The 20,732-nt window shown below is 65.6% G+C and carries 19 protein-coding genes; 10 read left to right on the top strand and 9 right to left on the bottom strand.

The annotated features are described in order from the left end of the window. The first annotated feature begins 26 nt into the window (after positions 1-26). A complete protein-coding gene (gene ndk, locus ABJO18_RS04605) occupies positions 27-449 on the top strand; it encodes a nucleoside-diphosphate kinase (RefSeq protein WP_271187692.1) in 423 nt (140 codons plus the stop codon). A gap of 143 nt (positions 450-592) precedes the next feature. Further along, positions 593-1,216, top strand: coding sequence for a LysE family translocator (locus ABJO18_RS04610; RefSeq protein WP_348508177.1), 624 nt, complete (start codon positions 593-595; stop codon positions 1,214-1,216). Here ABJO18_RS04610 and ABJO18_RS04615 read toward each other — a convergent pair. Next, positions 1,213-2,676, bottom strand: a complete 1,464-nt coding sequence (locus ABJO18_RS04615) for a S41 family peptidase (protein WP_348508176.1) — start codon at positions 2,674-2,676, stop codon at positions 1,213-1,215. The genes ABJO18_RS04610 and ABJO18_RS04615 overlap by 4 nt on opposite strands. Before the next feature lie 130 nt (positions 2,677-2,806). Between ABJO18_RS04615 and ABJO18_RS04620 the strand changes: the two genes are divergently transcribed. Continuing rightward, complete coding sequence (locus ABJO18_RS04620; RefSeq protein ID WP_348508175.1) at positions 2,807-4,045, top strand: tetratricopeptide repeat protein; 1,239 nt, start codon at positions 2,807-2,809, stop codon at positions 4,043-4,045. On the opposite strand, the gene arfB is transcribed toward ABJO18_RS04620, so the two are convergent. Continuing rightward, positions 4,042-4,458: an alternative ribosome rescue aminoacyl-tRNA hydrolase ArfB gene (gene arfB / locus ABJO18_RS04625; RefSeq protein WP_348508174.1), complete on the bottom strand. Its 417-nt coding sequence runs from the start codon at positions 4,456-4,458 to the stop codon at positions 4,042-4,044. The two genes, ABJO18_RS04620 and arfB, sit on opposite strands and share 4 nt — an antisense overlap. Before the next feature lie 108 nt (positions 4,459-4,566). Here arfB and ABJO18_RS04630 point away from each other — a divergent pair, with 108 nt between their 5' ends. Further along, on the top strand, positions 4,567-5,307 hold the full coding sequence (locus ABJO18_RS04630; RefSeq protein WP_348508173.1) for a class I SAM-dependent methyltransferase: 741 nt from the start codon (positions 4,567-4,569) through the stop codon (positions 5,305-5,307). A 16-nt stretch (positions 5,308-5,323) separates the two neighbouring features. Here the strand turns inward: ABJO18_RS04630 and purN are convergent, their stop codons facing one another. Next, positions 5,324-5,974: a phosphoribosylglycinamide formyltransferase gene (gene purN, locus ABJO18_RS04635; RefSeq protein ID WP_348508172.1), complete on the bottom strand. Its 651-nt coding sequence runs from the start codon at positions 5,972-5,974 to the stop codon at positions 5,324-5,326. Between the two features lie 15 nt (positions 5,975-5,989). After that, positions 5,990-7,030 carry a phosphoribosylformylglycinamidine cyclo-ligase gene (gene purM, locus ABJO18_RS04640; RefSeq protein WP_348515749.1) on the bottom strand — a complete coding sequence of 347 codons (1,041 nt, stop codon included), beginning with the start codon at positions 7,028-7,030 and terminating at the stop codon, positions 5,990-5,992. Positions 7,031-7,162: 132 nt separating this feature from the next. Here purM and ABJO18_RS04645 point away from each other — a divergent pair, with 132 nt between their 5' ends. The 6 genes from ABJO18_RS04645 to ABJO18_RS04670 all read left to right on the top strand — a co-directional run bounded on the left by ABJO18_RS04645 (position 7,163) and on the right by ABJO18_RS04670 (position 15,714). Continuing rightward, entirely contained in the window at positions 7,163-8,230 is a 1,068-nt protein-coding gene (locus ABJO18_RS04645) for a DUF2066 domain-containing protein (RefSeq protein ID WP_348508009.1), read from the top strand. Between the two features lie 22 nt (positions 8,231-8,252). Next, positions 8,253-8,933 carry a hypothetical protein gene (locus ABJO18_RS04650; RefSeq protein WP_348508010.1) on the top strand — a complete coding sequence of 227 codons (681 nt, stop codon included), beginning with the start codon at positions 8,253-8,255 and terminating at the stop codon, positions 8,931-8,933. After that, on the top strand, positions 8,930-11,107 hold the full coding sequence (locus tag ABJO18_RS04655; protein ID WP_348508011.1) for an RNA degradosome polyphosphate kinase: 2,178 nt from the start codon (positions 8,930-8,932) through the stop codon (positions 11,105-11,107). Before ABJO18_RS04650 ends, ABJO18_RS04655 begins: the two co-directional genes overlap by 4 nt. Before the next feature lie 5 nt (positions 11,108-11,112). Continuing rightward, positions 11,113-12,639, top strand: coding sequence for a Ppx/GppA family phosphatase (locus tag ABJO18_RS04660; RefSeq protein WP_348508012.1), 1,527 nt, complete (start codon positions 11,113-11,115; stop codon positions 12,637-12,639). Between the two features lie 119 nt (positions 12,640-12,758). After that, positions 12,759-15,062, top strand: coding sequence for a bifunctional diguanylate cyclase/phosphodiesterase (locus tag ABJO18_RS04665; protein ID WP_348508013.1), 2,304 nt, complete (start codon positions 12,759-12,761; stop codon positions 15,060-15,062). A gap of 64 nt (positions 15,063-15,126) precedes the next feature. Next, positions 15,127-15,714 carry a hypothetical protein gene (locus ABJO18_RS04670; RefSeq protein WP_348508014.1) on the top strand — a complete coding sequence of 196 codons (588 nt, stop codon included), beginning with the start codon at positions 15,127-15,129 and terminating at the stop codon, positions 15,712-15,714. A gap of 53 nt (positions 15,715-15,767) precedes the next feature. Here ABJO18_RS04670 and rnd read toward each other — a convergent pair whose 3' ends face one another. The 5 genes from rnd to ABJO18_RS04695 are packed head-to-tail and all read right to left on the bottom strand — an operon-like array spanning position 15,768 to position 20,501. After that, the gene (gene rnd, locus ABJO18_RS04675; RefSeq protein ID WP_348508015.1) at positions 15,768-16,928 is read right to left on the bottom strand and encodes a ribonuclease D; all 1,161 of its coding nucleotides are present in this window, start codon (positions 16,926-16,928) and stop codon (positions 15,768-15,770) included. A 34-nt stretch (positions 16,929-16,962) separates the two neighbouring features. Then, on the bottom strand, positions 16,963-18,285 hold the full coding sequence (locus tag ABJO18_RS04680) for an MFS transporter (protein ID WP_348508016.1): 1,323 nt from the start codon (positions 18,283-18,285) through the stop codon (positions 16,963-16,965). Continuing rightward, positions 18,282-19,019, bottom strand: coding sequence for a 1-acyl-sn-glycerol-3-phosphate acyltransferase (locus ABJO18_RS04685; protein ID WP_348508017.1), 738 nt, complete (start codon positions 19,017-19,019; stop codon positions 18,282-18,284). Before ABJO18_RS04685 ends, ABJO18_RS04680 begins: the two co-directional genes overlap by 4 nt. A 36-nt stretch (positions 19,020-19,055) precedes the next feature. Next, complete coding sequence (locus ABJO18_RS04690; RefSeq protein WP_348508018.1) at positions 19,056-19,829, bottom strand: lysophospholipid acyltransferase family protein; 774 nt, start codon at positions 19,827-19,829, stop codon at positions 19,056-19,058. Positions 19,830-19,874: 45 nt separating this feature from the next. Beyond that, entirely contained in the window at positions 19,875-20,501 is a 627-nt protein-coding gene (locus ABJO18_RS04695) for a TetR/AcrR family transcriptional regulator (RefSeq protein WP_348515750.1), read from the bottom strand. Positions 20,502-20,732 lie beyond the last annotated feature (231 nt).

The following is a 20,732-nucleotide window of genomic DNA, read 5'->3' on the forward strand; positions in this document are numbered from 1 at the left end:
CACAAAAGTCTTCGAGGACCTTTCCCATGGCGCTGCAACGCACCTTCTCCATCATCAAGCCCGACGCGACCAAGCGTAACCTGACCGGCAAGATCATCGCCAAGTTCGAGGAGGCCGGCCTGCGCGTCGTTGCGTCCAAGCGCATCCACATGACCCGCGAGCAGGCCGAAGGCTTCTACGCGGTGCACAAGGAGCGTCCCTTCTTCGGTGAACTGGTCGACTTCATGATCTCCGAACCGGTCGTCGTGCAGGTGCTGGAGGGCGAAGACGCCATTGCCAAGAACCGCGAAGTGATGGGCGCCACCAATCCGGCCGAAGCCGCCGAAGGTACCATCCGCAAGGAATTCGCCCTGTCGATCGGCGAAAACTCCGTGCACGGTTCCGACGCGCCGGAAACAGCTGCCGAAGAGATCAAGTTCTTCTTCTCCGACGACGAGATCGTCGGCTAGGCCGGACGTTCCAGACCGGATTGCAGACAGGGCCTGGCACGATCGCCGGGCCCTTTCTTTTTGCGCACCGTTTTTTGTCTCTGCGGCATTGATCCTGTGCGTTCCGCCCCCTACCTGCGCTGCACGTCGCGCGGGGAAGCTTCATGGACATGGCCCTCTATCTCAGCCTGGTCGGCTTTGTCATTGCCATGTCAGCGACGCCGGGCCCCAACAATCTCATGCTGATGTCCTCCTCGGCGCTGTTCGGGGTGCGCCGTACCGTGCCGCATTTCCTGGGCGTGCAGATCGGTTTCAACCTGTTGCTGGTCGCGGCCGTGTTCGGTCTGGGCACACTTGTGGCCCGCTATCCGGTGGCGCTGGACGTGGTGAAGATCGGCGGATCGCTGTGGCTGGCCTGGATGGCCCTGGCCTTCGTGCGGGCCGGGCTGGCGCGTCCGGCCGAGCCGGGCGAGGCCAAGGCGCCCAAGCGCCGTTCGCGGCCCTTCCGCACCTGGGAGGCGGCGCTCTTCCAGTGGGTCAATCCCAAGGCGCTCCTGATGACGATCTCGACGGCGGGCGCCTATATCGCCCTGGCCGACACCGCCGGCGAGCGGGCCATGCTGTTCATGGCGACCTTCCTGCTCTTCGGTGCGCCGTGCGGGCTGATGTGGGTGCTGGCGGGCGGCGTGATCAATGGCTTCCTGACCGATCGCCGCCACGCCCGCATCCTCAATTTCGCGATCGCGCTTCTCCTGCTCGCCACGATCGCCATCATCCTGAAAGGCTAGCCGTCGAGCGCGGTACGGATGCGGGTCACCAGCTGGTCGAGGACGACATCCTCCGATCCGCGCAGGACGGGGAAGTCGAGGGCGACGTCCGGTGTCACCGGATGTGACTCCAATGTACCATTTATGCGCACGATATGGGCCTTGGGATAACCCACTATGATGCCGGTATGGGGCAGGGTGAACTGCTCCATCGCGCCATAGGTGGTGGCCATGTCGGCCGTCGTCTCGCCGGTCACGACACCGAAGCCATAGTCCTGGATCTGCGCCGCCATGGTCACCGCATTGGAGAAGCTGTAGCGGTTGATCAGCACAAAGACCTGTCCCTCGAACCGGTCTCCGTCCGGGCGCGGCTGAGCGTAGGGCAGGTCGATCTCAATGGTCTCGCCCGGTGCATGGGCCGCATAGAGTTCGGCATAGGTCGCCGACATGCCGCCTTCACCGTCCGGCAGCGTGTCCAGGCGGGCCTGGTTCGCCGCGGTCGTCTCCTCGCTGACCCGCACGGTGAAACGCGAGGCAAAGCGGAAGGGCCGGTCCGCGATCCAGGCCATGACCGGGTCGGAGAAGGAATTGTCGCCACCGGGATTGTCGCGCAGGTCGAGGATCAGCGCTTCCGCGCCGGCTGCCCGGAACTCATTGAAACTGTTATCGACAAAGGCCGTGAACGCCGACGGGTCCCAGACATTCCCGTCCGGCTCGGTATTGTAGAAAGGACCCGGGCGCAGATAGGCGATATCGCTGCCGATCATGTGGGCCTCGCGGCCATCGAGGCTGAAAGGCTGTTCGCCCGCTTCAGCCGGCGCCAGTGCGTCTCCGCTCAGGAAGGGCAGGGTAAGCGTCTCCACCGATCCGTCGGCATGACGCACCTGGAGCGTGACTTCGGCCATATCCGGCCATTCCAGCCAGACCAGGCCACGCAGATAGGTTTCCAGCAGCGTATGCGCAAAGCGTGGCGTCTCGGCCGACAGGTGCCGGGTGAGGGTCGGGATCCAGACCGTGTTCGGCTGGCCGTTGAAAGCGAGGATCTCGTCGCCCGGCTCCAGGCCTTCAAGGTCCGCCGCCCGCGTCTCCACGAAGACCCGGCCTTCGCGGATCGAGATCGTCAGCGGCAGGACGCGGCCGCCCGCTGCGCGGAAGGCGCCATAGGCTTCCATCGGGAAATCGATACGCGCATGGGCATGGCGGGCCAGCGCGGTGAATTCCTGGAACTCCCGGCGGATGTCCAGGCGGGTCATCGGCCGGTCGAAACCGGCCCGCATTTCCGCATGCCGCTGATCGAACACGGCCTGCGGCGTGACGGCAAACAGGTCGAAATGCGCGGCGCGCAAGCCGGCATAAAGCCGGTCGAAGTCAGCGCGGACCACGTCGGCCTCATAGACCGTGTCCGGCGTCGGGGCCTGCGCGGCGATCGGTGCCGCGAGGGCTGTCATCAGTGCGGTGCAAAGGGTCAGGCTCTTGAGCATTCCGGTCTCCCGTGTCTTCTTTCAGGTGGGGCTGCCCGGACACTGGGGGCGCCGCCTGACAAAAGGCCATGACCCAATCTTCCTGATCGTCTGACCTTTTTCTGACCGGGGCAAGGGGACTGTAAAATCAATGAAGTACGGCAGGGCATTCAAGCTCGCAGACTGGCGTGTCGAACCGCGGGCCGGCCGGATTACCGGTCCCGGCGGCAGCCAGGATGTCGAGCCGAAAGTGATGGACCTGCTGTGCCTGCTCGCCGAAGCCGAAGGCGATGTGGTCTCGCGCGAGACCATCGCCGAGCGCATCTGGCCCGGCGTCACCGTCAATGACGACGCACTCGGGCGCTGTGTCTGGAAGCTGCGGCGGGCGCTGGGCGATCCGGCGCGTGCGCCGCGCTATGTCGCGACCGTACCCAAGCGCGGCTATCGCCTGCTGGTGCCGGCCGAACCGGAAACCCTGCCGGCGCCGGTGCGCGCCGTTCCCGCCTGGGTGCGCGGCGTCGTGGGAGCGCTGGTGCTGCTGGCGGCATTTCCCGTCTTCTGGCTGGTGCGCGAGCGTATCGCCCCGCCCGGTGCACCAGAAGACCGCGCTGAAAGCCTGACCGACCGCGCGGACGATTTCTATTACCAGTTCCAGCCTGGCGATAATGACGCGGCCATGCGGCTCTACGAGGCCGCCCTGGCGCTCGAGCCCGACAGTCCGCGTGCGCTCGCCGGGCTCGCCAACACGATCACCCAGCGCGTCATCCGCGCCCGGCCGGACGACTGGCCCGGCGAGGCGGGGCAGTCGCGGATCGGTGCGGCGCTGGCCTCCGGTCAGACACGCGAAACCGCGGCCGCCCGGCAGCTGGAACGGGCGGAGGCCCTGGCGCGGCAGGCCATCGCATCGGATCCCGAATACCCGCTGGGCTATCGGGCGCTGGGACTGGCCCTGTCGGCACAGGGCGATCTCGACGGCGCGATCGAGGCGCACAATCGCGCCCTGACCCTCGATCCGGATGCCTGGGAAGCCTGGGTCAACCTGTCGGATCTGCACGATCTCAAGGGCGAGGCCGATCTGGCGCTGACCTATCTGGAGCGGGCCTATGAGGCCATGAGCCGGGTCTATGACGAGCAGACCGTGCTGATCCGGCCCTGGTACAGTCCCACCGGGCTCAGCATCGCGCGCGGCCATGCCCTGCGCGAGGACGCTGTGACGGCCGAACTCTGGTATCGCCGCGTGCTCTACTGGGACCCCTATAACCGCGCCGCCACCACCGAACTCGCCACGCTCCTGCGCGAAACCGGCGATCCGGCCGCAGCCGACGCGCTGTGCGCGGAGGGCGCCGCCCGGACGGGGGATCCGGAGCTCTGTGCAGGCTCTGAAAACTAGCCGTCCGGTGCCGGCTTCTGACGCATGGCCTTGGTTTGGGAGCGGCGGGCCTTGGCCTCTTTCTGCTTGCGGATGGAGGAGAGTGACGGGCGGGCCTTCTTGCGCGGCTTGGGCGGGGTGAGGGCGCGTTCGATCAGCACGCGCAGGCGCGCGCGGGCCTCGGCCCGGTTGCGCTCCTGGGAGCGTTGATTTTCCGCCCGGATCACAAGGACACCCTCGCGGGTCATGCGCGAGCCGGCCAGCCGGACAAGCCGCTGCTTCACTCCCGGTTCGAGGCTCGAACGGGCGACATCGAAGCGCAGCTGGACGGCGCTCTCGGTCTTGTTGACGTGCTGGCCGCCCGGACCGGAGGCGCGCAGGAAGCGTTCCTCGATCTCGCTCTCGTCGATGCTCAGCGTGTCGGTGATGCGCATGGAACCGCTCGCCTCCTTTCCTGCGCCCGTGTTTCGGCGCTGCGCACGGAAAGGGCAAGTTGAAGAAATGCAATTGCGACACATTCGCAATAATGCTATCCGGAGCTCATGACACACTCCATCGAAATCCCGCCTGCCGCTGCCCGCGCGGCGGCAGGCCTGGCCGCCCCGGGAACCGGGCGTTTCTCAGGCTCGGGCGCCAAGTCCTACGATGCGCGGATCCGGCGCCTTGTACCGGGCTATTCGGTTCTGCAGGAACTGATCGCGCCGGTCCTGGCGGCACGGATCGGACGCGGTGCGGCATCCATCCTGCTGAGCGGGGCGGGTACCGGCGCCGAACTGTCCGAACTGGCTTTCCAGTCGACGCAATGGTGTTTTACCGCCGTCGATCCGGCCGCCGACATGCTGGCCATTGCCGGCCGTCGGGCAGAAATGCTGGGCTGTCTGGAACAGGTCGATTTCCGGGTCAGCACGCTGGGTGAATACACCCCGCTCCACCGGCATGACGCAGCGCTGAGCGTTCTGGTCGCCCATTTCCTGCCCGACACCGGCGAAAAGGCGCGCTATTTCGCCGATCTGGCCGACCGTCTCCGGCCCGGTGCGCCGCTGATCCTCGCCGATCTCGGACTGCTGTTCGAAGACGCAACACGCCCGGCCTTCAGCCGCTGGATCGAGTCGGTTGCGCCGGATCCATCGCTTGCCGCACGCACCGTGGAACGCATGGCGGAGGATTTTCACCCGGTCAGCGAGGCGCGTCTGGCAGAGCTGCTTGAAACTGCTGGCTTCGCCCCGCCGGTCCGTTTCTTCCAGGCGCTCGATATTGCCGGCTATCTGACGGAAAGGTGCTGAGCCCCGGCTCGGGCCGTCAATCGTGCGGGTTCATCAGCAATTCGGCGCCGAATTCGCGAACCTGCAGCCGGACGCGTTCGCCGGCAACCCGGGCCTTGCCCGAGCAGGCCAGAGCGACGCATTGCGGATAGAGCTTGTGCTCGGCTTCCAGCACGCGTGCGGCCAGCGTGTCGGGCGTATCGCCGGGCAGAACCGGCACGGCGGCCTGGCCGATGATCGGGCCGTCATCCATTTCCGGACGCACATAATGCACCGTGCAGCCATGGATGCGCACACCGGCTTCCAACGCCCGCTCATGCGTGTGCAACCCCTTGAAGGCCGGCAGCAGGGAGGGGTGGATATTGATCAGGAGGTCGCGCCAGCGCTCGGTGAACCAGGGCGTCAGGATGCGCATGAAGCCGGCCAGGCAGACGATGCGCGGACCATACATCTTCAACGTCGAATCGAGCGCTTCCTCGAAGGCTTCGCGGCCATCATAGTCGCGATGATCGACGACTTCGGTCGCGATACCCGCTGCCTCGGCAACGGCGAGGCCGGGCGCGTCGGGCCGGTTCGAGGCGACCAGCACGATCTCGGCCGGAAAATCCTCGTCCTTCGCCGCTTCCAGCAGCGCCTGCATGTTCGAGCCGCGCCCGGAAATGAGCACGGCGATCTTGGTCTTCGCCATCGGGATTATCCTGGGTCAGGCTGTCTCGACTTGCCCGACAATCATGGCGCGCTCGCCGGTCAAGGCAAGCGCCTCGAGGGCCGCATCCGCAGTCTCCGGTGCGACGCATAGCAGCATGCCGACGCCACAATTGAAGGTTCGGTGCATTTCGTGGACCTCGATCCCGCCGGTCTCGGCGAGCCACTGGAACATCGGCGGCAGGGTCCATGCGGAATAGTCGATCCGGGCTTCCAGACCGTCCGGCATCATGCGCGGCGGGTTCTCGACCAGACCGCCGCCGGTGATGTGGGCGAGGCCCTTCACCAGGCCGGACTTGATCAACGGCAGGCAGGATTTCACATAGAGCCGCGTCGGCGTCAGGAAGGCTTCGCCGAGCGTCTTGCCCGGCTCGAACGGGGCCGGGTCGGACCAGTCCAGCCCGGCGACTTCCATCACCTTGCGGACCAGCGAGAAACCGTTGGAGTGCACGCCGGAGGAGGCGAGACCGATCAGCACATCGCCGGCTTTCATGGCGTCATGATCGGGCAGGAGGCGGCCGCGTTCGGCAGCCCCGACAACGAAGCCGGCCAGGTCGAAATCATCCTCGGCATACATGCCGGGCATTTCCGCCGTCTCGCCGCCGATCAGGGCGCAGCCGGACTGTTTGCAGCCCTCGGAAATGCCCCTGACGATGGCTTCGCCGCGCGCCGGGTCGAGCTTGGAGGTCGCCAGATAGTCCAGGAAGAAGAGCGGTTCGGCGCCCTGGGCCAGCACGTCATTGACGCACATCGCCACCAGATCGATGCCGACCGTATCGAGAATGCCCGTCGCGATTGCCAGTTTCAGCTTGGTGCCGACACCGTCCGTGCCGGAAATCAGGATCGGGTCGTGATAGCCGGCGGCCTTGAGGTCGAAAGCGCCGCCGAAACCGCCCAGATCGGCCGCAGCACCGGCCCGGCGCGTCGCGGCAGCAAGCGGTTTGATGCGGTCGACCAGGGCATCGCCGGCGTCGATGTCGACCCCGCTGTCTGCATAGGTGAGCCCGTTCTTGCGTCCGCTATCATCGGTTCCGGCCATGCCGATTCCCCAGCCTTCTGTCAAAGTGCGGCGGAGTACAGTCGAAACCCGCTCCAGACGCAAGCCACGGGCTTCACGCGGGACTGCGTCCGGTTATAGTGGCGCGACATCCGAACCTGACAGGAGCCTGCCGTGCGATTCCTTCTCGCTGCCTTGTGTCTGAGCCTTGTTCCGCTGGCAGCGGCGCAGGCGGACGACCCCTATACGGTCACCGGCGTGGAGATCGATGCGACCGCCGACAATGCGCTGCAGGCGCAAACCCGGGCGATGCAGCAGGGCCAGCGCGTTGCTGCCCGCCGGCTGATCGAGCGTCTGACCCTCGCCGAGGACCGGGTCGGCACGCCGCTCGAAAGCGGCGCGTTTACCCTGGACGATGCCATCATCGCGGAAATGATCTCCGGTCTGCAGATTCGCGACGAGCAGCGCAGCGGCACCCGCTATCTCGCCAAGCTGGATGTCGGCTTCCATCGCCGCTCGGTGTCGCGGGTGCTGGAGAATTACGGCATTCCCTTTGTCGACAGCCCCGCCCGGGCCACGCTCGTCCTGCCGGTGCTGGATGCCGGCGGCGATCTGGTGCTGTGGCGTGACAATCCCTGGCGTCAGGCCTGGCAGAGCCGGCGCTTCCGTCATGCGCTGACGCCGATGACTGTGCCCGCGGCCGACCCGGCCATGGCACCGATCACGGCGCGCCAGGCGCTGCAGCTGGATGAAGCCGCGCTTTCGGCGCTGGCCATGCAGCATGGCGTCACCCGGATCGCGATCCTGCGCGCGGCTCAACAGCCCTCCGAGGCGGTGCGGGCCGGTGGTTATATGGTGGAGTTTGCCCAGGACGGGACGATGGCCGTCGATACCTGGGGGCCGATGAGTTTCTATGGCGGCTGGGCCGAGGCGGCGGACTTCTTCGTGATCGAGCGCGAGGATGCCTGGAAGCGCCAGAGCATTGTGCGCGATATGGAAGAAACCGAGTTGCGGGTCACCGTGCTCTACAGCGGGATCGACGAATGGCGCCGCCTGCAGACCGCGCTGGCGCGTGCCTCCCTGGTGCGCAATGCCCAGCTCGACGCCCTGTCGCGCGACGGTGCACGCATGACGGTGCAGTATCGCGGTGCGCTGGATCAGCTGGTCTCGGAACTTGCCGAACGCGGTGCCGCACTGGAAGAACACCCGGAACTGGGCTGGGTGGTGCTGGCTACCCGGTGACCCCTTGAACCGGCGGGCCGACATGACACCCCAACTGGCACTCGATCTGCCGGCGCGCGAGGATTTCAGCGCGTCCAGCCTGATCCTCGGCCCGTCCAATGCCGAGGCGCTGGCCGCACTTGGCCGCTGGCCGGACTGGCCGCGCAATGTCATGGCGCTGATCGGGCCGGAAGGGGCAGGCAAGTCGCACCTGGCGACGGTCTGGGCGCTGCGCTGCGATGCCGAGATCGTCGAGGCCGCGGACCTGGCCGAACGGCTGGCGGACATTGCGCCGGGGCGCCGTGTTCTGGTGGAAGACATCGACCGCGCACTGGACGATGACGCGCTCTTCCACACGCTTAACCGTGCCGCCGAGGGCGATATTCCGGCGCTGTTGCTGACCGCCCGCAAACCGCCGGTCCTGTGGCCCGCACAATTGCCCGATCTGGTGTCGCGGCTGCGGGCGCTGCCGCATGCGGATCTGCACGAGGCCGACGATGAATTGCTCACCCGGCTGATCGAGAAACAGCTGCAGGACCGGGGCGCCCCGATCCGGCCCGGCGTGATAGACTATCTCCTTCCGCGCATGGAGCGTTCGGCCACGGCGGTACGCCGCATGGTGGAGCGGATGGACAAGCTGGCGCTCGTGAAGAAAACGCCAATAACACGTGCTATTGCGCGGGAAGTGCTGGAAACCTGCCAGGACAGTGGAGAGACGGAATGAACCTCCCGGCCCGGGACATCGCCGACATCGACGCGTTGATGCAGTCGCCTGCGCGTTATCTGAACCGGGAATTGTCCTGGGTGCGCTTCAATCTGCGTGTCCTCGAGGAGGCGGAGAATCCGAACCATCCGGTATTCGAACGCCTGCGCTTCCTGTCGATCTCGGCCAGCAATCTGGACGAGTTCTACATGGTCCGCGTCGCGGGCCTGCGCGCCCAGATGCATTCCGGCGTCACTGCGACCAGTATCGACGGGCTGACACCGGCCGAGCAGCTGGAGCAGATCCACGCCCTGGCCGGCGAGCTGATGCTCAAGCAGCAGAATCTCTGGCGCAAGCTGAAGACGGAGATGGGCAAGGCCGGGGTGAAGGTCCTCGAACCGCACCAGATCTCAAAGACCGACGAGGCCTGGCTGCGCGGCGAGTTTCTCAAACACACCCTGCCGGTGATCACGCCGCTGGCGATCGACCCGGCGCATCCCTTCCCCTTCATTCCCAATCTGGGTTTCGCGCTGGCGCTGCAATTGCGCAAGCGGGAGGCCGGAAAGCTGATGAATGCGCTGATTCCGCTGCCCAGCGGTGTGAAGCGCTTTGTGGAACTGCCGACGCGCGCGCGCCGTGATGGCGGCCGGCCGGACCGGCGCTTCATGTCGCTGGAAGCGGTTCTGACCCTGTTCGTCGACACGCTTTTCCCGGGCCATGAAGTGGTCGGCAAGGGCGTGTTCCGGGTGATCCGCGACAGCGATATCGAGGTCGAGGAAGAGTCCGAAGACCTGATGCTGGAATTCGAGAACCTGCTGAAACAGCGCCGCCGCGGCGCCGTGGTCCGCCTGACCATGGAAACCGGCATGCCGCCGGCGCTGCGCGATCTGATCGTCCAGCACATGCATGCCGGTCCGCAGGACATCGTGCCGGTGAACGGGCTTCTGGGCCTCGCCCAGATCGGCCAGCTGATTCCGGACGACCGGCCGGACCACATGTTCAAACCCTATGAGCCGCGCTATCCGGAACGGATCCGCGACCATGGCGGCAATTGCTTCTCGGCGATCCGCGAGAAGGACATCATCGTCCACCACCCCTATGAGAGCTTCGATGTGGTGGTCGAATTCCTGCGCCAGGCCGCCGCCGATCCGGACGTCATCGCCATCAAGCAGACGCTCTACCGCACCTCCAAGGACAGTCCGATCGTGGCCGCTCTGATCGAGGCGGCCGAGAGCGGCAAGAATGTCACCGCCCTGGTCGAGCTGAAGGCGCGTTTCGACGAGGAAGCCAATCTGAAATGGGCGCGCGACCTGGAACGCGCCGGTGTGCAGGTCGTCTACGGTTTCATCGAGTACAAGACCCACGCCAAGATATCGCTGGTGGTGCGGCGCGAGGGTTCGGACCTGCGCACCTATGCCCATTTCGGCACCGGCAACTACCACCCGATCACGGCGCGGATCTATACCGACCTGTCCCTGTTCACCGCCGACCCGGCTTTCGGGCGCGATGCAGGGCGGGTGTTCAACTATGTCACCGGCTATGCGCGCCCGGAGAATCTGGAACGCCTGTCGGTCTCGCCGATCGGCATGAAGGAATTCATTCTCGAACATATCGAGCGCGAGATCGAGAATGCCCGAGCCGGCAAGCCGGCGGCCGTGTGGGCCAAGCTGAACTCGCTCGTGCATCCGGAGATCATCGATACGCTCTACCGCGCCAGCCAGGCCGGCGTGCGGGTGGAACTGGTGGTCCGCGGCATCTGCTGCCTGCGTCCGGGGATCAAGGGCCTGTCGGAAAACATCCGCGTCAAATCCATCGTCGGCCGTTTTCTCGAGCATTCGCGCATCGTGTGCTTTGCCAATGGTGCAGCGATGCCATCGCCCGCGGCCAAGGTGTTCATCTCCTCGGCCGACTGGATGCCGCGCAATCTGGACCGCCGGGTCGAGCATCTCTGCCCGATCCAGAATCCCACCGTGCACCGGCAGGTTCTGGACCAGATCATGGTTGCCAATCTCAATGATACCGATCAGAGCTGGTACATGGATTCAGAGGGCGATTATCACCGTGTCGACACGGCCAATGTCGACAAGCCGTTCAGTGCGCACGCCTATTTCATGACCAATCCCAGCCTGTCCGGCCGCGGCCACGCGCTCAAGAACGACCAGCCGCCGACCCTGACCGGCAGTACCGGCAGCTGACCGCCTTGGACGAGCCCGCCCAGCCGATCGAGCCGCTGATCGCGGAAACCGCCATTCATCGTGACATCGCGGTGATCGATGTCGGCTCCAACTCGGTGCGCCTGGTGCATTTCCGGGTCGAGGGGCGGGCGCTCTGGCCGATCTTCAACGAGAAAGTGATGGCCGGTCTGGGCCGCGGCGTTCGCGAGACAGGGCGTCTGCATGCCGAAGGCCGGGACATCGCCCTGCGCGCACTAAAACGCTTCCAGCGCCTGCTCGACGCCAAGGGCGTGCGCGAGCGCCATGTCGTGGCCACGGCTGCCGTCCGCAATGCGGTGGACGGTCGCGCGTTCGTGGCAGAGGCGGCCGAACTGACGGGGCTGGACATCCGGATCCTGTCCGGCGAGGACGAGGCACGCCTGTCTGCAATGGGTGTGCTGACCGGGATCCCCGATGCGCGCGGCGTGATGGGCGATCTGGGCGGTTCCAGCTTGGAACTCACACCGATCGCCGACGGTGCTGTGAGCGCGGGCAAGACCTTCGAGCTCGGCCCGCAGGCCGTGCTGTCCGGTGATCCGTTCGACAGTGCGGCGGCCCAGGCCGTGATCGACGAACGTCTGGCCGAAGGCGGCATCCTGACGGGGCAGGGCGGCACCTTCTATGCCGTCGGCGGTGCCTGGCGTGCCATGGCGCAGCTGGCCTTTGCCCGGTTCGACCATCCGCTGCATGTCGTGCACCAGTTCGAGCTGTCGGCTGCCGAAGCGCTGGAACTGGCGCGTCTGGCGACCCGTCTCAGTGCGGCATCCCTGACCGGTGTGCCCGGACTGTCCTCGCGCCGGGTGACCACGCTGCCCTATGCTGCACTTCTCCTGCGGCGGGTGATCCGGCATGGCGGGTTCGGGCGCGTCGTGTTCTCGGCCTATGGTGTGCGCGAAGGTGTGCTCGCCGAGGGCCTGCCGCCTGACCTTCTGGCGACCGATCCGCTGATCGCGGGGGCCGAGACGATGGCCCGTCCGTCTTCGCCCTCACCGGATTTTGGCCGGGCGCTCGCCGCCTGGATCGCACCGGCGATGCGCGAGGTGGAGACGGCCTTCGATCCGGCGCGCGACCGCGTGCTGCAGGAGGCCGGTGCACGGCTGACCGATCTGGGTGCGCGCTTCCATCCCGACCACCGGGCCGAACTGGCCCGTGATACCGTGCTGTATGCGCCATTCGCGGGCGTCACCCATGCCGAACGGGCCTTCCTGGCTGCCGCATTGCACTATCGCTATGCCGGCAAGAGAAGCGAGCTGGAGCCGCATGCCGAGTTCGAGCTCTTGAGCGAGGTGCAGCACAATATCGCCCAGATGATGGGCTGTGCTCTGCGTCTGGGCGCGAAACTGTCCGGCCGGGCGCCGCGCCTGCTGGATCGCTTCACCCTGACCGTCACACCGGCCGAGGTCCGCCTGGCGGTCGATGAGAGCGTGCGCGATCTCTATGTCGAGCGATCCCTGTCCCTGCTGGACAATCTGGCCGGCGCGATCGGCCGCGAAGGGCGTGCCGAGTACGTCTAGGACGCAGCGGGCCGGTTATAATTTATCCTCGCCGCGGACTGCAAAAGCCGGCGATTTCTTACAGTGGCGTAAGGTTTGTCCGACAGTATGGTCGCGGGATAAACCGGCTCTGCGGACATATGTTCAAGCGTTTAGGGGAATATCTTTTCGCGCCGGTACCGGTGCCGCAGGACGTGGCAGGCTGGGTGCGGGCGCGGCAGCTGGACGCGTTTCAGCGCTTCAGCCCGGTCGCGGCCGCGGCCAATATCGCCAATGCGGTACTGGTTGCGGGTGTGATGATACAGACCAGCCATATGTGGTCCGGCCTGTTCTGGGCGCTCGCCATCACCGCGCCCAATCTCTTCCTGCTCTACGGCTGGCTGCGCAAACGCCGGCGCCCGCTGCGCCCCGCGGCTTCGGAACGGTCGATCAGCCGCAATCTGCGCGACAGTTCGATCCTGGCGCTGGTCTGGGCCGCTTTTCCGATCCTGTTCTATAACTCCATGTCAGGCTCGTTTCAGGCAGCCGTCGTGGCTGTGACGGTGGGCATGCTGTGCGGCGGCGCCTTCATGCTGTCCAGCCTGCCGCGCGCGGCGATGGCGTGGATCGGCATCATCACTGCAGGATCGCTTGTCGCCCTGTTCCAGAACCCGGATCCGGTCGAGCTCTATGTCGCCGCACTGCTGCTGGTCTATTCTGGCGTGCTGGCGCAATCGGTCCGCTGGTCCTATTCCGAATTTGTCCGCCGCTTGCTGGGCGAGCGTGTTGCACAACAGCAGACCGAGCTGATCGGTCTCCTGCTGCACGATTTCGAGGAAGCCGCGTCCGACTGGTTGTGGCGTACCGATACTTCCGGCCGGATCCGTTCCGGCCTGCCGCGCTTCGACCCTGACAGTATCCACTCGGATAATCAGCCAGCGCCCGCGCTGCTGTCGCTGTTCGAGCGGGATGTGGCCGCCAGCGAGCTGGCGCATCTGATGGCCGGCGAGGAGGCGTTCTCCGATCGAGAGCTGCGGCTGAAGGGTGACGGCACGGTGCGCTGGGTCAGCCTGACCGGCAAGCCGCGCTACGAGGACGGGTGCTTTACCGGCTATCAGGGCGTGGCCTCGGATATCACTGCGACGCGCGAGAGCGCTGAACAGATCGAGTATATGGCCTCGCACGATACCCTGACCGGCCTGGCCAACCGGGCCACGCTTTCGGCACTGCTCGATCAGCGCATGCAGTTGCCGGACAGCCGGACGAGCCTGCTATTGCTGGATCTGGACCGTTTCAAGGTCATCAATGACACGATGGGGCACGGGGCTGGCGACCGCGTGCTGGTGACGATTGCCAGCCGTTTGCGCCATGTCGTGGGCCGGGCCGGCACTGTGTGCCGGATGGGTGGCGACGAGTTCGCCATTGTCCTCACCGATCCGGGCCGCGAAGCCCAGTATATCGGGCGTCAGATCGTCGATGCGATCGAATTGCCGATCACGATCGACGATGCCGTGCTGGATTGTTCGACGTGTATCGGTATCCGCCAGCTCGGCGCCGGTGACACCTGCGTTCAGGCGGTGCTCAGCCAGGCCGATCTTGCGCTGTATCGCGCAAAGGCGAGCGGGCAGGGCAATGTGGTCGAGTTCGATCACACGATGGATATCGAGGCCCAGGCGCTGATGCAGATGGAGCGGGACCTGAAGGCCGCGATCGACAACAATCAGATCCATCTCTTGTACCAGCCGCTGATCGATATCGACCGGAACCGGACCACCGGCTGTGAGGCGCTGCTGCGCTGGACACATCCCGAACACGGCAATGTACCGCCTGACCGGTTCATCGAGCTGGCCGAGCGCAGCGGGCTGATCGTGCCGATGGGCGAATGGGTAATCCGGTCGGTTGTCGCGGCGGCGGCGCGGATCGATCGCGATATCTGCCTGGCCGTCAACGTGTCGCCGGTGCAATTGCGCAATCCGAACCTGCCTGCCGTCTTCATCGAGGCGCTGACGCGCTACGGGGTCGAGCCGGGCCGTATCGAGGTGGAGATCACCGAATCTGTTCTGCTGGCGGATACCGATGCCAATCTGAACGTCCTGCAGAAGCTGCGCGAAATCGGCCTGAAGATCAGCCTGGACGATTTCGGCACCGGCTATTCCTCCTTCAGCTATCTGCGCAAATTCGCCTTCGACAAGCTGAAGATCGACCGCTCCTTCGTCGAACCGCTGGACCGCGAGCCGCAATCCATCTCCATCGTCGGGTCGATCAACGCGCTCGCCCGGGCCCTGCAGATGACGACGGTCGCCGAGGGCGTCGAGACCGAACGCCAGTTCGAGGCCGTGCGCATTATCGGCTGCGACCAGGCCCAAGGCTATCTCTTCGCAAGGCCACTCACGCTGGACGCGCTGGTCGCACATGTCGAGGCCGAGCGCCGCGAGGGCGCTTTGAGAATGAGCCGCGCCGGCTGACCGGGCTCGCCACAGCACGCGCTGCACGCTATCTGGGACGAGACGGATCGCAGGGGATGGCGGCGTGAGTTTTATCGACGGCTACAAACACCAGCTTGTGGGTTATTTCGGCTATTTGCCGGTTTACCGCCCGCTTGAGGATATTGACGGGCCCAAGCAGGAGTTTTCCTGTCCGCGCGGCGGTCTGGTCATCGGCGGCGGCAGTGGCGAACACCCCGGTCTCGTGCTTCGCGATCCGGCTGGTGCGGTGGCGGAATTCCTGCGCGAGACCTGGCCGGAACGTGCAGCCGAAGCCGGGTGGCGCAAGGCGATCCACCACCATCTGCGAACACCCTCAGACTGTCTCGATTTTTCCAGCTGGGACGTCGAGGACCATGTCCGCTTCTACACACTCTGCACCACGGCTGTGCCGAACCCCTATGATCCGGAAGGCACGGCATCGGGGTTCGAGAGCTGGCTGTGCTGTTCGCTGGGCGAGTTCGTCTTCTTTGCCATGCCGGAGCTGGCGCGCGGTCTCATCGAGCGTCTCGACGACCCCGCGCGCGATCTGGTGCATGTCTACTGGAACAACATCCTGCTGCTACCGCCGGGCCTGCCGCTCTATGCCAATGGCGGCAGTACCTGGGATGCGCGGCTCAAGCCTTTGGACTAAAGCGTGATCAGGTGACGTGAAAACCGGCTCACCGGCTCGATCACCCGATCGCCTCAGGCTTTCACCTCGGTGACGCAGACCTTGCCGTCCTTCAGCGTCAGCGACAGCTCGCCCCGCTTGAGGCGGCGGGCCGGTTCGCCGAACACGTCGCGCCGCCAGCCGGTCATCGCGGCGACATCCTCGTCATCGCCGCTGGCGATCTTTTCCAGATCCGGCACGGTGGCGATGAGGCGCGGTGCGACACCGGCATCCTCGGCGACGAATTTCAGCAGCACCTTGAGCAATTCGACCGTCGGGCCCGTGCCCTGCGGCTGCGGTGCGGACTTTTCATACTTCGGGGCATAGGCCTCCGGCTCGGCCAGCGCCGCCGACATTTTCTCGAACAGGCGGCGGGCCGGCGAGGAACGTTCGAAGCCCTTGGGCACGGCGCGCAGTCCGGTGAGCTGGTCCGGCGTTGTCGGCGCGACATTGGCGATCTCGTAGATCGCATCGTCCTTCATCACGCGCTGGCGCGGCATGTCCCGGGTCTGGGCCTCGGTCTCGCGCCAGGCGGCAGCGGCGCGCAGCGCCGCCAGCCATTTGGGCGAATTCTTGCGCAGCTTCATCCGGCGCCAGCTCTCCTCGGGATCGAGCCGGTAGGTCTCCGGATTGGTGAGGATTCTCATTTCCTCGGCCAGCCATTCGGCCCGGCCCTTCTTCTCCAGCCGCTCCTGCATGATCGGATAGAGATCGCGCAGATGGGTGACGTCGGCCATGGCGTATTCCAGCTGGGCATCGCTCAGCGGGCGCCGCGACCAGTCAGTGAAGCGCGGACCCTTGTCGATCGGGCGTTTCAGCAGCGCCTTGACCAGCGCGTCATAGGCGATCGAGTCGCCCAGGCCCAGCGCCATGGCCGCGACCTGGCTGTCGAACATCGGATGCGGGATCAGGCTGTCGCCACCGCGATGGAAGAAGATCTCCAGATCCTGCCGTGCGGCATGGAACACCTTGATGATCCGCTCGTCGGCCATCAGCTCCCAGAAGGGTTCCAGATCGAGCCCGTCGGCGAGCGGGTCGATGATGACTTCCGTCGGGCCGCCGGCTGCCTGGATCAGGCAGAGCTGCGGCCAGTACACCGTTTCGCGCATGAACTCGGTGTCGACAGCCATGTAGGGATTCTGGAGGAGGTCGTCACAGGCCTTTTCCAGGCCCTTTGTCGTCGTGATTATATTCATGGAGTCGCCGTTTAGCGTGGTGGGAGCGTTTTGACTATCTCGAAGGCGAGTCGGGGGCAGAGCGCCAGCGCAGGGATTGCCGCCAGAGAATAAACAGACCCGCCAGAAGGCTGATCGCGGCGATCACCAGGAAGGCGGTCTGGATCGGCAGGGTGAGGGCGGCGATGGCGGCCAGCACGAATTGTCCGGCGGTTGCCGTGGCTGCGTTGAGGATGCCGCCCGCCGCCAGCAGCCGGCCGCGCAGCTCGGCCGGTGCGCGGCGCTGGGCCATGGCCTGCAGGGGGACCACGAAGAGACCGGCCGACACGGCTGCCATGCCCAGATCGATCAGGATGCGCAGATTGGCCGGCTCGGCCATGAAGGCATTGGCCGAGACCAGCGGCGCGCCCTCGGGCGTCAGCGGGTTGGACCAGGTGTGCAGGGCGACATCCCCGGCGAAGATCACCACACCGAAGGCACCGGCAATCGAGAAGGGCAGGGCATCGCCATCCCCGCTCAGCGCGCCGCATGCCATGGCTCCGATCGCCGCGCCGACCGTGAACAGCGCCGAGAAGAGCAGCACAACGGTTTCGTCTGCGCCCAGCACAGAGGCCGTGAAGACCGGCATCAGCGTGATGATCGAGGCGGCCAGCATCCAGAACCAGGCCACACCCATCAGCGGCCGCAGCACGTCCGGCGCTTTCAGCGCATAGCCCAGCACGCGGAACGTCTCGCCGATGAAGTTGACGGTCAGCGGCATGTCCGGCTGTGAGGCCGGCGCTTCCGGCAATTGCCGGATCGCCAGCCAGCCGATGATTGCCATCACGACCAGCCCGCCGCCCACGGCCTGCGGCCCGAAGGACTGTGTGATCAGCCAGGTGCCGGTGCCGATACCGATCAGCACCGAAACGTTCAGCAGGCCGGAGATCAGCGCATTGGCGGGCACCAGTTCCTTGTCGGTCAGAAGTGTCGGCAGGGCAGAATTCTTGGCGGGGGTGAAGAAGGCCGATTGTGTGCCCATCAGGAAGAGCGCCGTCATCAACAGGTGAGGCTGTTCCAGGATGAAGCCCAGCGCGGTGATCGCCATCAGCCAGATCTCGGCGAATTTGGCAAAGCGCATGATGCGCGTGCGGTCGAACTTGTCGGCCATGCGCCCGGCGATGGCCGAGAACAGGAAAATCGGCACGGTGAACATCGAGGCCGCTACAGAGACCAGGGTCAGCCGGTCGAGCCCGAACATCGTCAGGCCTTCGAAGGTGATCAGCGTGACCAGGGCATAGCGGAAAAAATTGTCGTTGAAGGCCCCCAGGGACTGGGCGACCAGCAGGGGCAGGAAACGCCTTTGCGTCACCAGCTGTGCGGCAATCTTGGCACTCATGACACTGTCTCCGTGTCGGTCTTCCCGTGCGCGCGGCCTTCGGCCTCCAGCGCGCGGGTGCGGGTTTCAATCGTGGTCATCAGGCGCGGCAGGAAGGCATCGCGCGGCAGGCCGGGCGGGATCGGATCGAGAAACGCGATCACCGCCGGGCCGGGGTGCTTGATCCATTCATTCTTCGGCCAGCGCAGCCCCATATTGGTGGCGACCGGCACGACGGGGCGGTTCAGCGTCTCATACATGAGGTGCACGCCTCTCCTGTAGCGCTTGGCCTCGCCGACCGCGGCCAGATGGCCTTCCGGATAGATCAGCAGCGGGCGCGGATCGTCGGCGGCACGGTTGAGCACGTCCTGCATCGACTGGTCCGAGGCGCGGTCGCCGGGCGAGTTGACCATGGTCGCGCCAGACCGGGCGACGATGCGGCCGACCAGCGGAAACTTGGCGATCGCCGTGCCGATAATGAAATTGATGTCGCCGGTCACCGCCATCATCATGAAACCGTCGGCCCAGGACTGGTGTTTCGAGGCGATGATCACGGGCTGTCCCGATGGCGGCGTGCCGCGCACCTCGATCCGGATCCCCATCACCCATCGCATCAGGCCGCGCACCGTGCGGCAGGCCGTGCGCATGACAGCGCGAATGGGCCGCGGCGAGGGCTGCAGGGTGAGGACGGCCGCGATCAGCACGAACACGGCCAGACAGGCATAGAACAGGATGTTGAACACGGTCGATCGCATGACACTCCCCGGGTGTGGCCGGGCCCTGGCGGCGTCTCACGCGCAGCTCCGGACCTGACGGCTGGAAGACTGCGCGCGTTCTTCACGCGGCGCAAACCGGGCCGCATACTCTGCTTCCAGCTCGCGCGAGCGGGCCTCGACGCGGGTTTCCAGTTCCGCCAGCACCGCATCGCGGTCGGCACTGGGGGCGATCGGGTCCATGAATTCGATCACGGCGGTGCCGGCGAATTTGGCCCAGCCCTGTTGCGGCCAGCACTGGCCCAGATTGGTGGCGACGGGCACGATCGGCCGGTCCAGCGCCTGGCTCAGGCGCCACACGCCGGACCGGTAGCGCAGGCCCTCGCCGACCGGGGTGAGATGGCCTTCCGGATAGATCAGCACCGGGCGCGGACGGCCTTCGCCCTGCGAGCGGGCAATGCCCTCGGTCAGGCTCTTCTGCGCTTCCGCGCCGCCACCATTGGACAGAACGATCGCGCCGCAGCGTTTCAGCACCCAGCCGATCAGCGGGAATTTCAGCATGTGGTCGCCGCACACGAAATTTACATCGCCGCACTTGGCCATCATCACGATACCGTCGCCCCAGGACTGGTGCTTGGCGCCGATGATCACCGGCTGGTCCTTCGGCGGCGTGCCGCGCACGTCCACGCGGATGCCGCAGACGACGCGCATCAGGATCACCGTGGCGCGGCAGTAGGAGCGCAGACCGTGCATCAGCACGCGGCGGCCGGGCACGAGCGCCAGGATGGCGCAGACAATGGCGTAGACGCCGGACAGGAACCAGTAGGCACAGTTGAACACGAAGGACCGCATCACGGCCTCCCTTGCAGCTGGAAATCGGTTGGAAAATCGGGCGGATCAGGCCGTGTGCAGCACGGCCATGATCGCGCGGGTGAAGTCGTCCACATAGTGGGTGAGCGGTCTGGCGATCCGGCCGTAGAGCGAATACTCCGCCGCCTGCATCACCACGCCCAGCGCCATGGCGGATTTCAGTTCGGCATCGCCCCGGGGGATTTCGCCGCGCGCCATTGCATCGGCCACACAGGCGGTCATCAGGTCGGACGGGTCGGCCCCGCCATCGCCCGACGCCGCGATGAAGTAGTTGCGGTGGGTGAGGTGGAAGGCGAATTGCGCCGGATCGGTCTCTGCCAGGTGGCAATAGGCCCGGGTAAGGGCGCGGGCGATATCCTCCAGCGAGGCGCCGGGGGCCAGATTGTCCGTCACCAGGCTTTCCAGGCGGGCATGGATCGCCTCGAACATCTGCCGGCCCAGCGCATCCTTGGACTTGAAGTGGCGGTACATGGCGCCGTCGGATATGCCGCAGGCTCCGGCGATCTGCTTGATCGACACCCCGTCCATTCCGTGGCGGGCGAACAGCATCAGCGCCGCCCGCTCGATCCGCGCCTTGGTCGTACCGGCCTTCGCCGTCACGCCGGTTTCGGCATCCACACCGTCGAACAGGTCTTTCCTCAGCATTCCGGTCATCGCTTTCGTCCCGTGTTGCAGGATCGCGTGAACGATCATTCACACATTTTATGAAACGATGTTCGTAGAATTGCAAGTGAATAATTACTTACATGCACGGTATGGCATCATAATATTGAATTTCAAGGATAAAATTTTAGAAACACCTTCTCCCCCGACCGGGGAGAAGGTGCCCGCAGGGCGGATGAGGGGCGCGCGGCAGCGCTGCAAAGAGTCCTGAGTGGGCCGCGG

This window comes from Maricaulis sp., assembly GCF_039978735.1.
Lineage (GTDB): Bacteria > Pseudomonadota > Alphaproteobacteria > Caulobacterales > Maricaulaceae > Maricaulis.